Source organism: Actinomadura rugatobispora (assembly GCF_042656285.1).
Classification (GTDB): domain Bacteria; phylum Actinomycetota; class Actinomycetes; order Streptosporangiales; family Streptosporangiaceae; genus Spirillospora; species Spirillospora rugatobispora.
Map to the genome: position 1 here is coordinate 53192 of NZ_JBHSON010000019.1, position 13191 is coordinate 66382.

The 13191-nt window shown below is 70.6% G+C and carries 12 protein-coding genes; 4 read left to right on the forward strand and 8 right to left on the reverse strand.

What is annotated here, in order from left to right; genetic code table 11:
- Positions 1 to 2: 2 nt before the first annotated feature.
- On the reverse strand, positions 3 to 347 hold the full coding sequence (locus tag ACFPZN_RS15715) for a dihydrofolate reductase family protein (protein WP_378282694.1): 345 nt from the start codon (positions 345 to 347) through the stop codon (positions 3 to 5).
- 321 nt (positions 348 to 668) lie between these two features.
- Complete coding sequence (locus ACFPZN_RS15720; protein ID WP_378282695.1) at positions 669 to 1298, reverse strand: TetR/AcrR family transcriptional regulator; 630 nt, start codon at positions 1296 to 1298, stop codon at positions 669 to 671.
- A gap of 293 nt (positions 1299 to 1591) precedes the next feature.
- Here ACFPZN_RS15720 and ACFPZN_RS15725 point away from each other — a divergent pair, with 293 nt between their 5' ends.
- The 4 genes from ACFPZN_RS15725 to ACFPZN_RS15740 all read left to right on the forward strand — a co-directional run bounded on the left by ACFPZN_RS15725 (position 1592) and on the right by ACFPZN_RS15740 (position 5629).
- A complete protein-coding gene (locus ACFPZN_RS15725) occupies positions 1592 to 2410 on the forward strand; it encodes an alpha/beta hydrolase (protein WP_378282696.1) in 819 nt (272 codons plus the stop codon).
- Between the two features lie 18 nt (positions 2411 to 2428).
- A complete protein-coding gene (locus tag ACFPZN_RS15730; RefSeq protein WP_378282697.1) occupies positions 2429 to 3784 on the forward strand; it encodes an ABC transporter substrate-binding protein in 1356 nt (451 codons plus the stop codon).
- Positions 3785 to 4013: 229 nt separating this feature from the next.
- Positions 4014 to 4811 carry a carbohydrate ABC transporter permease gene (locus tag ACFPZN_RS15735; protein WP_378282698.1) on the forward strand — a complete coding sequence of 266 codons (798 nt, stop codon included), beginning with the start codon at positions 4014 to 4016 and terminating at the stop codon, positions 4809 to 4811.
- Complete coding sequence (locus ACFPZN_RS15740) at positions 4808 to 5629, forward strand: carbohydrate ABC transporter permease (protein ID WP_378282699.1); 822 nt, start codon at positions 4808 to 4810, stop codon at positions 5627 to 5629. Before ACFPZN_RS15735 ends, ACFPZN_RS15740 begins: the two co-directional genes overlap by 4 nt.
- A gap of 75 nt (positions 5630 to 5704) precedes the next feature.
- Here the strand turns inward: ACFPZN_RS15740 and ACFPZN_RS15745 are convergent, their stop codons facing one another.
- From ACFPZN_RS15745 to ACFPZN_RS15770, 6 genes are all read right to left on the reverse strand, one after another.
- On the reverse strand, positions 5705 to 6982 hold the full coding sequence (locus ACFPZN_RS15745; protein ID WP_378282700.1) for a thymidine phosphorylase: 1278 nt from the start codon (positions 6980 to 6982) through the stop codon (positions 5705 to 5707).
- A complete protein-coding gene (locus tag ACFPZN_RS15750) occupies positions 6983 to 7387 on the reverse strand; it encodes a cytidine deaminase (RefSeq protein ID WP_378282760.1) in 405 nt (134 codons plus the stop codon).
- Positions 7384 to 8742: an ABC transporter permease gene (locus ACFPZN_RS15755; RefSeq protein WP_378282701.1), complete on the reverse strand. Its 1359-nt coding sequence runs from the start codon at positions 8740 to 8742 to the stop codon at positions 7384 to 7386. The genes ACFPZN_RS15750 and ACFPZN_RS15755 overlap by 4 nt, the downstream gene beginning before the upstream one ends.
- Positions 8739 to 10160, reverse strand: coding sequence for an ABC transporter permease (locus ACFPZN_RS15760; RefSeq protein WP_417281728.1), 1422 nt, complete (start codon positions 10158 to 10160; stop codon positions 8739 to 8741). The genes ACFPZN_RS15755 and ACFPZN_RS15760 overlap by 4 nt, the downstream gene beginning before the upstream one ends.
- Positions 10157 to 11677 (reverse strand): ABC transporter ATP-binding protein, encoded by a 1521-nt coding sequence (locus tag ACFPZN_RS15765; protein ID WP_378282762.1) that lies wholly within the window; start codon positions 11675 to 11677, stop codon positions 10157 to 10159. Before ACFPZN_RS15765 ends, ACFPZN_RS15760 begins: the two co-directional genes overlap by 4 nt.
- A 175-nt stretch (positions 11678 to 11852) precedes the next feature.
- Positions 11853 to 12908 carry a BMP family lipoprotein gene (locus ACFPZN_RS15770; RefSeq protein ID WP_378282702.1) on the reverse strand — a complete coding sequence of 352 codons (1056 nt, stop codon included), beginning with the start codon at positions 12906 to 12908 and terminating at the stop codon, positions 11853 to 11855.
- Positions 12909 to 13191 lie beyond the last annotated feature (283 nt).

Consider the following 13191-nt stretch of genomic DNA (forward strand, 5'->3'; position numbering starts at 1 on the left):
GGTCAGGTGCGTGCCCTCGGGGAGGGCTCCGCGCGGACCGGTTCCAGGGCCACGCGGCCCGCGTCCACGCCCTCGAACAGGCGGATTCCAGAGCCGAACAGCACGGGTGAGAGCGCGATCGAGAACTCGTCGATCAGGCCGGCGTTCACGTACTCCAGGATCGTCGCGCCGCCGCCCGCGATGCGGACGTCCCGATCGCCGGCGGCCTCCCGGGCCTGGTCGAGCGCGGACTCGATGCCGTCGTTGACGAAGTGGAAGGTGGTCCCGCCCGGCCGCTCCCAGGGGTCGCGCTTCTCGTGCGTCACGACGAAGACCGGAGTGTGGAACGGCGCCTCCTCCGGCCACATCTGCTCGCCGGCGTGGACGACCGGGGACGGCCCAAGGCGTTGTTCGACGCGACGGCCGGATGGCTGCGGGAGCGGCGGGTGCTGCTACCGGAGGCCACGGCATTGGAACGGCTGTGCGGGAGGCGGCCAACGAGCCTGATCCTCTCGTTTGCGGCTGGTGACACGTCAGTTAACGGCGCCCCGAATCATGTGAGGCGCCGCCACTCCGCCAGCAGAGCCCCACCCCACAGCGCCCGCCACACGACAGCCAGCCGGCTTCCCGAACACCGACGTCTCAGGGCCAACCGGACACCCGAGGCGGAAGGAACGACGCCCGGCGAGTCACGTCACAGTCAGGAGGGCGGTCTGTTGCGCCGCCCATTGGGCGGCGGCGTCGGCGACCGGAATCGTCGGGTTGACGAGCCACGCCGCCTCGAGGCCGTAGCAGAAGGCGATGATCTCCATGGCTTTCAGCCGCGGGTCCACGTCGTCGCGCATTTCGCCCCGTTTCTGGGCGGACCGCAAGGTCGCCGCGACGCGGTCGATCGTCGTCCGGTAGCCCTCGGCCACGCGGGGGTGGAGGTCGGTGTCCTTGCCGACGTTCTCCGCGAGCACCACCGTGTTCAGGCCGATCAGGCTGTACACGCTGTCGTCCTGCGGGTGGCTCGGCCAGTCGGCCATGTGCCTTGCGATGATCCACAGGATTCCGAGGCCGGGATCGGGCCCGTCGCCCCACAGCCACTGCTCGGTGAACGCCAGGTAGCGATCGAGCACGGCATTGAGCAGCGCCTCCTTGCTGCCGAAGTGATACAGCAGCCCGGCCTGCGACACGCCTGCTTCGGCCGCGACGTCGCTGAGGCTGGTGCCCCGTGCTCCGTTGCGCGCGATGAACCGCACGGCGACCTCGACGATGCGCTCCCGAGTCTCGATGCCCTTGGCCGACGAAGTCTTGGGCCTTGGGGAAGGGGGCACGGCTGGTTCTCCCTCGCGCTGACGAAAGGTCGATCCAGCATAGACAACTGACTGAGTGCTCAGTAACCTCCTGGAAACAGACTGAGTGGTCAGTCAGTCTTGGGTCGAGGCAGATGGGGGACCGAGTGAGCGCAGAGTTCGGGCAGGAGCGGCCGGATGTCCGCGATGGGGGCGCGCCGCCTCAACCGCACGAGGAGGTCCGCGGGTTTCTGGCGCGGGCGGCGCCGTCGCCCGACCCCTGGGCCGCCGACCTCGCCGCTCTGCGCACGGACGCGCGGGAACGAGTCCTGGCGGTGACGGGCGATCCGCAACCCGTGGTGTCCGTCGAGGCGATCGACGCGGACGGAGTCGGGGGCCGGCTCTACCGGCCCACCGGTACGGAGCGTGCCGTGCTCATCTGGGCCCACGGAGGTGGTTGGATCCACGGCGACCTGGACACCGCGGACGGCGTCGCCCGGGCCCTGGCGAACCAGGGCGACTGCGCCGTGCTCTCCGTCGACTACCGGCTTGCGCCCGAGCACCCGTTTCCCGCTGCCTTCGACGACGTCTGGACCGCCGTCGAGTGGGCGCGCCGCGCCTTCGACGGTGTCGCCGTCGGCGGGGACAGTTCAGGCGGCAACCTCGCGGCCGCGGCAGCCCTCAAGGCTCGCGACGACGGGGTCGAGATGGCGGCTCAGCTGCTCGTCTATCCGGTGCTCGACAGCACGGAGGACACCGACTACAAGATCGCGTTCAAGCGGCGATACGCCCGCTTCGCCGGTCAGCCGGGCTTCGGTCCCAACACCTACCGGCGCCTCAAGCACATCTGGGAGGCCTACGTCCCCGACCCGGCGCTGCGCGCCAGTCCCTACGCGTCGCCGCTTCATGCACCGTCGTTGGCAGGCGTCGCACCCGCGGTGATCATCACCGCCGAACACGACTTTCTCCGCGGCGAGGCCGAGGACTACGCCAAGCGGCTGCGGGCCGAGGGCGTGCCCGTCGAGTCGCGCGAGTACGTCGGCCAGATCCACGGCTTCTTCGAGATGTTCAGCGTGATGACCGACTCGCACCACGCCGTCGGCGTCGCAGGGGATGCCCTGCGTCGCGCCTTTCGGCACCTCGACCCCATCTAGCCCCGCAAAGGAATTCCAGTGCGATCACTGACCCACTGCCGCAAGGCCGTCCGGATGGCCGCCGCCACGGCCGCCGGAGCGCTGCTCGTCTCCGCGTGCGCACCGGGCGCGACGTCCGAGGCGGACAAGCCGTCGAAGCCGGTGAACACAGACATCGGCGCCAAGCCCGTCACGCTGAACCTGCTCGTCACCAGCGGCACGGACGTGCCGTTCTTCACGGCACTCGGCAAGCGGTTCCACGCCAGGCACGCCAACGTCACCGTCAAGGTGACCAGCCAGGACTACGGCGCGCTGACCACCAACATCGCGCGCATCCTCGCCGGCAGCGACGTGCCCGACCTGGTCCGTGTCCCCCAGTTCGGCAATCTGATCAACAACCGCCTCCTGACGAACCTCGACCCCTACGCGAAAGCCTACGGCTGGGACGACTGGCCCCGATCGCAGTTCGCCTCGACTCGTGTCGCGGCGGATGGCAGACAGCGCGGAACCGGGTCGCTGTACGGCGCCGGCCCGGGTTTCGGCCTCACCGGCGTGTACTACGACAAGGCGCTCGCGCAGCGCATCGGGATGTCCCGGCCACCGGCGACCGTCGCCGAGTTCGAGGAGCTCCTCGCCAAGGCCAAGGGCGCCGGGCTGCAGCCGATCATGATCAATGGCAAGGACGGGGGCACCATGTACCCGTTGCAGAACCTGCAGATGGCCTATGCGGGCAACGCGCAGGGCGTCCAGGACTGGAACTTCGCCAAGCCCGGCGCGAGCATCGACACGCCGGCCACGGTGAAGGCCGCCACCACGCTGCACGGGTGGGCGCAGGCCGGCTATCTGCCGACCGACGTGAACGCCATCGACCAGACCAAGGCGCCCGCCGAATTCATCAAGGGCAAGACCGTCTTCTTGCCCAGCGGGAACTGGCGGGCCCCCGAACTGGACAAGGCCGGTCCGGGCAAGTTCGGCTTCTTCCTGTTTCCGCCCGGCGAAGCCGGCGGTTCCTCCTGGGCGATGACCGCCGCCGCCACACTGGGGATTCCGACGAAGTCGCCCAATGCCGACGTCGCGGCGGCATTCCTTGACTTCGTCCAGACCGACCCGCAGGCCCGGCAGGACACGGTGACCCTGGGCGGCCTCGTCCCGGCCGGGCCGGCGGATGGCGCCGTGCCCACCGCGCCGACCGGATCGGCCGTCGGCGCGACCGTCGCGGCGTTCCAGGCCCTGCTGAAAAGCGACGGGCTGGTGGGGTTCATGGCCGATGCCACCGCGTCGATCAACGTGAACACCCTGGTGCCGCAGACGCAGCTTCTGCTCAGCGGCAAGACGTCGCCGAAGGCGTTCGCGGCCAAGGTCCAGGACGACTATGAGCGCGATCTCGGGCGCTGACACCGCACCTGGTGATTCGGTTCGGTCCCTATCGGGAGGCCCAATGTCGACGATCTCCAATCCGCTCGGGGCGGGCGGGGCTTCGGCCACGTCGGTTCCGCGGAGCCGGACAGATGCCGGCGAACGTCCCGCGTCCGGTGAGGCGGGCCGGCGTTCCCGGCCGGCCTGGGCCCGGCAGTGGAGCGCACTGCTCTGGGTGGCGCCGGGGTTCGGAATGTATGCGGTTTTCGTGCTTTATCCGATGTTCCAGTCGGTGCAGTACTCCTTCTACCACTGGGACGGCATCGGCACGGCCACGCCGGCCGGGCTGGACAACTGGAAGGCGCTCGTCACCCGGGCGGAGCTCCTGCAATCCGTCGTACACGCCTTCGTCCTGATCCTGTTCTACACGGTGCTGCCGGTCGGACTCGGCCTGGTCGCGGCGACGCTCATCCGGGAGCTCAAGCCAGGCCCGTTCAACACCGTCGCCCGGGTGGTCCTCTTCATTCCCCAGGTGCTGCCGCTTGTCGCGGCCGGCATCGCGTGGACGTGGATGTACTCCTCGGACGGGCTCGTCAATCAGATCCTGCGGGCGTTCGGCCTCGGTTCGCAGACGCGGGCCTGGCTCGGTGACTTCACGTTCGCCCTTCCGGCCGTGGGCGTGATCGGCGTCTGGGTGATGCTCGGCTTCTGCACGGTGCTGATGCTCGCCGGCATCGGCAAGATCGACCCGTCCCTGTACGAGGCCGCCCGGTTGGACGGCGCGGGGCGGTTCCGCGAGTTCTTCGCCGTGACGCTGCCCGGGCTGCGTCAGGAACTCGTCGTCTGCACCACCTTCACCATGATCGCCGCCCTGGCCAGCTTCGACGTGATCCAGATCTCGACCCAGGGAGGACCCGGTTACCAGACCATGGTCCCCGGCGTGGAGATCTACCGGCTCACGTTCCTCCAGCAGCAGGTCGGCCAGGCATCCGCGCTGGCGGTGTTCCTGGCGGTCCTTGTCCTCGTCGTCATCTGGCCGATCCAGCGGCTGGGGAGGAAGAAGTGAGGACATCCGCCGCGCAGCGTGTCACCCGTACCGGCATCCTGCTCGCGCTGATGCTGTTCGCCGTCCTGCCTCTGCTCAGCATGTTCACGACCGCCCTTGCGGCACCGGGCAGCTCTCCGCAGGGACTCAGCTGGCCGGCGAACCCGCACTGGCACAACTTCGTCGACGCGTGGAGTTCCGCCAACTTCCTCGCCCTTTTCCGCTCCAGCGCATTGATCGTGTTGGGCGTCGTCCCGGCCACCGTGGCGATGGCCACCGCCGCCGGCTACGCACTCGCCCAGCTGAGAGTGCCCGGCGGAAAGGCGATCTACGCCCTATTGATCGTGGGCCTCACCTTGCCGTTCGAGGCGCTCATCACCCCGCTCTACTACAACATGCAGAGGATGGGCTTGCTGGGGACGCGAACAGCGATCATCCTGCCTCTCATCGGGCTGCTGATGCCGTTCGGCGTCTTCTGGATGCGGGCCCACTTCCTCGGCACCGAGACAGCGCTCACGGAGGCGGCGAAGATCGACGGCGCCGGCACCTGGCAGATTTTCCGCCGCATCCACCTGCCGCTGGCCACTCCGGCCCTGTCCGCGCTCTCGGTCCTGTTCTTCCTGGCCACCTGGAACCAGTACCTGCTGCCGCTCGTCCTCGTCGACGACGCGACGAAACGCACGGTGGCCGGGGGTCTCGGTGCCTTCCAGGGCCAGTACGGCACCGATACCGTGCTGCTCTGCGCCGGATCACTGCTGATCATCCTGCCCTCGCTGGTGATCTTTCTGATATTCCAGCGCAACTTCGTCAAGGCACTGCTGCAAGGGGCCGTCAAGTGACGGGGACCGATGCCCCTCCGGGATTCCCACCGTCTCACCGAGGCCGCCTTGGCTCGCCGGGCCACGCGGTCGTTGTCAGCCGACGCGGTCGAGGATGAGGGGGGACGGGTCGGGGACGGCGTCCTCGACGATCTCGACGGCGCCCTCCAGGGCCTCCAGGGCGCGGGGGAAGCGGGCGACGTCGTCGGCGTACAGGGAGAGCAGCGGGGCGCCCTCGGCGACCTTGTCGCCCGGCTTGGCGTGGCAGATGATCCCGGCGCCGAACGACACCGGGTCCTCCTTGCGGGCCCGGCCCGCGCCCAGCCGCCAGGCGGCCACGCCGACGCCGAAGGCGTCCAGGCGGGTGAGGACGCCCGCGAACGGCGCGGTGAACTCGTACGACTCGCGCGCGACCGGCAGCGGGGCGTGCGGGTCGCCGCCCTGGGCGGTGATCATGCGGCGCCACACGTCCATGGCCGAGCCGTCGCGCAGCGCGTCCGCCGGGTCCTTGGCGCCGGACAGGCCGGCGGCGGCGAGCATCTCGCGGGCGAGGGCGACGGTGAGGTCGACGACGTCGGACGGGCCGCCGCCGGAGAGGACTTCGAGTGATTCGGCGACCTCGACCGCGTTGCCGACCGCGTTGCCCAGCGGGCGGTCCATCGCGGTGAGGAGGGCGATCGTGCGGACGCCGTGGTCGGTGCCGATGGCGACCATGGTCTCGGCGAGGTCGCGGGCGTCCCGGTGGGTCTTCATGAACGCGCCGGAGCCGACCTTCACGTCCAGCACCAGCGCCCCGGTCCCCTCGGCGATCTTCTTCGACATGATCGAGGAGGCGATCAGCGGGATCGACTCGACCGTGCCGGTGACGTCGCGCAGCGCGTACAGCTTGCGGTCGGCGGGGGCCAGGCCGTCGCCCGCCGCGCACACCACGGCGCCGGTCGAGTTCAGCACGTCCAGCATCTCGATGGTGCTCAGGGACGCCCGCCAGCCCGGGATCGACTCCAGTTTGTCGAGGGTGCCGCCGGTGTGGCCGAGGCCGCGGCCCGACAGCTGCGGGACGGCCGCGCCGCACGCCGCCACCGCCGGCGCCAGCGGCAGGGTGATCTTGTCGCCGACGCCGCCGGTGGAGTGCTTGTCGGTGGTGGGACGGTCCAGCGCCGACCAGTGCATCCGCTCACCCGAGTCGATCATCGCCTGGGTCCAGCGGGACACCTCGGCCCGGCTCATCCCGTTCAGCAGGATCGCCATCGCCAGCGACGACATCTGCTCCTCGGCGATCTCCCCGCGGGTGTACGCGGCGACCGCCCAGTCGATCTGCTCCGGGCTCAGCTCGCCGCCGTCCCGCTTGGCCCGGATGACGTCGATCGCGTCCACCTAGCGGCTCCTCAGGTCGTCGGGTCCGAACGCGTCCGGCAGGACCTCCGTCATGGGTCTGATACCGCTGACGGTCTCCAGCAGCATGGCGGGGCCGCCGTGCTCGTACAGCAGCTGGCGGCACCGGCCGCACGGCATCAGCGGGGTGCCGTTGCGGTCGACGACGGCGACCGCGACGAGGCGGGGCCGCTCCGGGGCCCCCTCCCCGTACAGGGCGCTGATCAGGCTGCACTCGGCGCACAGGCCGACGCCGTACGAGGCGTTCTCGATGTTGCAGCCGGTGACGATCCGGCCGTCCGAGGTCAGTCCGGCCGCGCCGACCTGGAAGTCGGAGTACGGCGCGTACGCGCGTCCCATCGCCTTCCTGGCCGCGGCCCGCAGCGCCTCCCAGTCGATCGTGCTCAGCGGGCTTCTCCTCTCCGGTACGTCTGGCCGTTGGCGGCCGGCATCCGCAGCCGCTGGCTGGCCAGCGCCAGCACCAGCAGCGTGGTCAGGTGCGGGGTGAACGACACCAGCTCGCCCGGCACCGTGTCGCTGAGCAGGAACCAGGCCAGCAGCCCGGCCGCCGCCGCGACCGCCAGGACCGCGCCGGCGAAGGCGTTGCGGACGCGCCGCCGGTCCAGGTCGGTGGCGACCAGCGGGCGCAGCCGGTTGCCGCGCACCAGCTGCCACACCGCCACGGCCACCAGGATCACGGTGACGAACAGCAGCAGCGCGTGCACCGCCTCGCCGCCGCCGCGCACGTTCATCGCGTCGGTGTAGCCGAACAGCAGCGAGCCGGTGGCCAGCCCGCCGGGCCGCCAGTTACCGAAGATCATCGCGGCGAGGCCGATGAAGCCGCGGCCGCCGGTCTGGCCGTCCTGGTAGACCGGGGACGCCACGGTGACCAGGAACGCGCCGCCCAGCCCGGACAGCGCGCCGGAGATCATCACGGCCGCGTACTTCATCCGGTAGACGTTCACGCCCAGCGACTCGGCCGCGTACGGGTCCTCGCCGCAGGAACGGACGCGGAGGCCGAACGCCGTCCGCCACAGCACGAAGAAGCTCAGCGGGATCAGCAGCAGCGCCAGCAGGGTCAGCAGCGACATGCCGGTGGTGAGGCCGCGCAGGATCCCGGCCACGTCCGACACCAGGAACCAGTGGTGCCGTTCCAGCGCGCCCAGCACGTCGGGGCTCTTCCACCCGAAGAACTCGCCGCCGGACAGGACGGGCGCGGTGAGCGTCCCGACCGGTTCGATCGGCGGCGACTGCCGGGGGCCGCCGCCCAGCGCCTTGGCCTCGCCCGTGTTGAAGATCAGTCCGGCCAGGAACTGGGTGAGGCCCAGCCCCAGGATGTTGATCGCCACGCCGGAGACGATGTGGTCGACGCCGAACGTGACGGTCGCGACCGCGTGCAGCAGCCCGCCCAGCGCGCCGCCCAGGATCCCGGCCAGCACGCCGATCCACGGGCCCCACTGGTAGCCGGCCCACGCCCCGGTCCAGGTGCCGAGGATCATCATGCCTTCCAGGCCGATGTTGATGATCCCCGAGCGTTCCGACCAGAGGCCGCCGAGGCCGGCCAGGAAGATCGGCACCGCCAGCCGCAGGGACGCGCTGACCGTCCCGCTGGAGGTCACGTCGTCCGCGCCGGTCAGCACCCTGACCAGGGAGAGCAGCACCAGCAGCGCGCCCGCCAGCAGCAGGTAGTGCGGCCAGCGCAGCCGCCGCCGCGCCCCGTTCGCCTGTTTGACGGTGTTCTCGACCGCGGTGGTGACGCTCATGAGGGGGCCCCCTTGGCGGCGAGGTCGTGCCCGGTGGCCAGCTCGTCGGCCACGGTCCGCTGCTGCAGCCGGATCTCCCAGCGCCGCACCAGCTCGTAGACGATGACGACGGTCAGGACGACCACGCCCTGCATCACCCCGACGATCTCCTTGGGCACGTCGACCTCCTGCAGCACGTCGGAGGTCTGGTCGAGGAAGGCGAACAGCAGCGCGGCCAGCGCGATGCCCGCCGGATGGTTGCGGCCCAGCAGCGCCACCGTGATCCCGGTGAAGCCCAGGCCCGCCGGGAAGTTCAGCGAGTACTCGTAGGAGGCTCCCAGCAGCTCGGGCATCCCGATCAGCCCGGCCACCGCCCCGGACGCCACCATGGTGATCACGATCATCCGCCGGGCGCTGACCCCGCTGGCCTGCGCCGCGGTCGGGGACAGCCCGGAGACCCGCAGGTCGAACCCGAACCGGGTGTGGTTGACCACCACCCAGAACACCACGCCGACCACGACCGCCATCGGCAGCAGCCCGTACACCTGGCCGGGCAGGTCCGACAGCACCGGCGCGACCACCAGCGCGGTCACCACCATGAACACCACCGCGCCGATCGCGCCCAGCACCAGCCCCGGCGCGGCGCCGGAGCCCTCCCCGCCGGCGGCCTGGCGGCGGTGGACGGAGTACACGATCACGGCGGAGCCGACGATCAGCACCGCGATCAGGCCCGGCCCGGAGAACAGCGCGGTCAGCACGTCGTTGAACGGTCCCACCCGCCCCGAGTCGGGGATCGGCGCGGTCGCCACGTTGTTGCTGCCCGGCCTGACCTCGGCCAGCCGCTGGTCGTTGAGCAGGTAGGCGATCAGGCCGGTCGCGATCGCGTTCAGCATGATCGTCGACAGCACCTCGCTGACCCCGCGGGTGACCTTGAGCACCCCCGCGATCGCCGCCCACAGCCCGCCGATCAGCATCGCCGACAGGATCACCAGGAACTGGCCGATCGGGGCGGGCAGCGTCAGCGCCCCGCCCAGCGCCGCCGACAGCATCGCCGCCAGCCGGTACTGGCCGTCCACGCCGATGTTCAGCAGCGCCATCCGGAACCCGATCGCGACCGCCACCGCCGACAGGTAGTAGCGGGTGGCCCGGTTGAGGATGTCGACGATCGAGTTGTCGGTGGTGCCGTAGTCGATCATGCTGGTGATCGAGCTGAACGGGTCCGCGCCGGTCACCCGGAGCAGCCCCATCGTGATCAGCAGCGAGATCACCAGCGCCAGGACCGGCGCGCCGATCCGCAGCCCCAGGCCGCTCGGCCCGAGCCCCTGCATGACCGCCTTCCACGCGGGCACCGGAGCGGGCTCCGCGGCCGGGGGCTTCTCCGGGGCCTTCTCCAGGTCGGCGGGCGGGGTGTCCTCCGGGGCCTTCTCCGGGCCGCTCACGACGCCGCCTCGTCGACGGCGCCGGTCATCGCCGAGCCCAGTTCCTCGGGGGTGACCGTGCCCGGATCGACCTCGGCGACCAGCCGGCCGCGCAGGATCACGTGCAGGGTGTCCGACATTCCGATGAGTTCCTCGAGATCGGCGCTGATCAGCAGGACGGCCAGCCCGGCGGCCCGGGCCTGGCGCAGGTACTCCCAGATGGCGGCCTGCGCGCCGACGTCGATGCCGCGGGTCGGATGCGCCGCGATCAGCAGCCGCGGATCGCCCGACATCTCCCGCCCCACGATCAGCTTCTGCTGGTTGCCGCCCGACAGCGCGGCGGCGGGCACGTCGATGCCGGGGGTGCGGACGTCGTACTCGCGCACGATCCGGGTCGTGTCGCGGCGCGCGCCCCGCCGGTCGACCCACGGGCCCCGGACGTTGGGACGCTGCGTCTGGTGCCCCAGCATCCGGTTCTCCCAGAGGGCGCCCTCCAGGATCAGCCCGTGCCGGTGCCGGTCCTCGGGGATGTAGGCGATCCCGGCCTCGCGACGGCGCCGCGTGGGCCAGTGCGTGATGTCCTCGCCGCCGTAGCCGACCGTCCCGGCGTCGGCGTTCCGGATCCCCATGATCGTCTCGATCAGCTCGCCCTGCCCGTTGCCCTCGACCCCGGCCAGGCCCACGATCTCGCCGCGCCGGATGCGCAGCGATACCCCGTCGACGACCGGGCGGCCCTCGGGGGTGAGCACGGTCAGGCCGTCCACCTCCAGCTGCACGTCCTCGGTGACCGTGGACTCGCGCAGCTCCGGCGTCGGCAGCTCCGAGCCCACCATCAGCTCGGCCAGCCGCCGCGAGGTCACCTCGCGCGGATCGAGCCGGGTCGCGACCGTCGTCCCGCGGCGCAGCACCGAGATGCTGTCGGCCACCGACAGCACCTCGTCCAGCTTGTGCGAGATGAACAGCACGGTGAGCCCCTCGGCGCGCAGCTCCCGCAGGTTGCCGAACAGCTCCTCGACCTCCTGCGGGACCAGGACGGCGGTGGGCTCGTCCAGGATCAGCACCCGGGCGCCCCGGTAGAGCACCTTGAGGATCTCCACCCGCTGCCGGTCGCCCACGCCCAGCGACTCGACCAGCACGTCGGGGTCGACCCGCAGCCCGTACTGCTCCGACATCTCCCGGATCCGCCCGCGCGCCCCGGCGAAGTCGATCCGGCCGCGGCGGCGCGGCTCGGCGCCCAGGATCACGTTCTCCAGCACGGTCAGGTTGTCGGCCAGCTTGAAGTGCTGGTGGACCATGCCGATGCCGCGGCCGATCGCGTCCGCCGGGGTGCGGAACGACACCTGCCGCCCGTCGATCTCGATGGTGCCCTCGTCCGGACGCTGCATCCCGTACAGGATCTTCATCAGCGTGGACTTGCCGGCGCCGTTCTCCCCGCACAGCGCGTGCACCTCGCCGCGCTCGATGGTCAGATCGACGTCGCGGTTGGCCACCACGCCGGGAAAACGCTTGGTGATCGATGTCAGCCGTACGGCCGGCATCTCCTCAGGCACGAGTGCCCCTCCTGACTCGCTGTCGGCGGTCGCGCGCGGCGGGATCGATCGCGCGGCCCGCGGACGCGTTCCGGCGCCTCGCCCGTCACGGAAGTCCCTCGGTGACGAGAGTCCCACACGGGGAGGCGCCGGGGTGTGCTCACGCGGACCGCGGCCGGACCGATCAGGGCTTGACCGGGACCTGGATCTTGCCGGCCGTGATCTCGGCCTTGTAACCGTCCAGCTTCGTCTTGATGTCGTCCACCTTGTTGCCGGAGGCGGAGAAGCCGACGCCGTCGTTGGTCAGGTCGTACTTCTTGGTGCCCGGCTTGAAGGTGTTGGTGCTGACCGAGTTGACAAAGTCGAAGACCGCCAGGTCCACCCGCTTGATCATCGAGGTCAGGATGTAGTCCTTGGCCTCGGCCACCGCGGGCTGGTTGTACTGGTCGGAGTCGACCCCGATGGCCCACTTCTTGGCGCCGCCCACGGTCTTGATCACGCCGATGCCGGCGCCGCCGGCGGCGTGGTAGATGACGTCCGCGCCCGCGTCCAGCTGGCCCTTGGCCGCCTCGTTGCCCAGCGCCGGGTTCTTGAAGCCGTCGAAGTTGGGCGGCTGGGTGAGGTACTTGGCCGGCAGGATCTTGACGTCCGGGCGGGCGTGCTTGGCGCCCGCCTCGTACCCGGCCTGGAACTTGTGGATCAGCGGCACGTTCACGCCGCCGATGAAGCCGATCGTGCCGCTCTTGGACTTCAGCGCCGCCGCGGCGCCGACCAGGAACGAGCCCTGCTCCTCGGAGAAGCACGCGCCCAGCACGTTGGGGCCCTCGACCTTGCACTGGTCGGCGTCCACGACCAGGAACTTGGTGTCGGGGAAGTCCTTGGAGATCTTGTTGATCGCGTTGGTGTAGGCGAACCCGACGCCGATCACCGGGTTGTAGCCCTTGTTGGCCAGCAGCCGCAGCCGGGACTCCTTGTCGGCGTCCGGCTCGTCGGGCTTGGCGGAGATCTCCTCCGTCGTGATGTTCAGGGTCTTCTTGACCCGGTCCAGGCCCGCGGCTGCGGAGTCGTTGAACGACTGGTCGCCCCGGCCCCCGATGTCGAAGGCCAGCCCGACCTTCAGCGTCTTCTTCCCGCCCTCGGCGCCCGCGTCGTCGGCTTTCTTGCCACCGCACGCGGCAGCGCCGAGCACCAGCGCTGCGCCCGTCAGGGTGACGAGCGGGATCTTCATTGCACGGCGCAAGGCAGCGCTCCTTCCGTTCCCCTGAAATCGATCGGACGCTACCCCGCAAATCACGGAAATCGCCCACGCTGCACCGTTTCGCAACGCGTCCGTTACCAAGGTGTAGGTCTAGATCACCACAGGTCAGGACACGGACACCGAGATTCGGGGAGGGATCGCGCGCGGCGGGGACGAGGGGCGGGAAGGCGGTGACGGCGCAGGACGCGAGCGCGGGGGGACCGAGGGGAGGAAGGGAGAGAACCGGACTCGCGGGGAACGGGCCGGTCAAGCCGGGGCGGCCGGT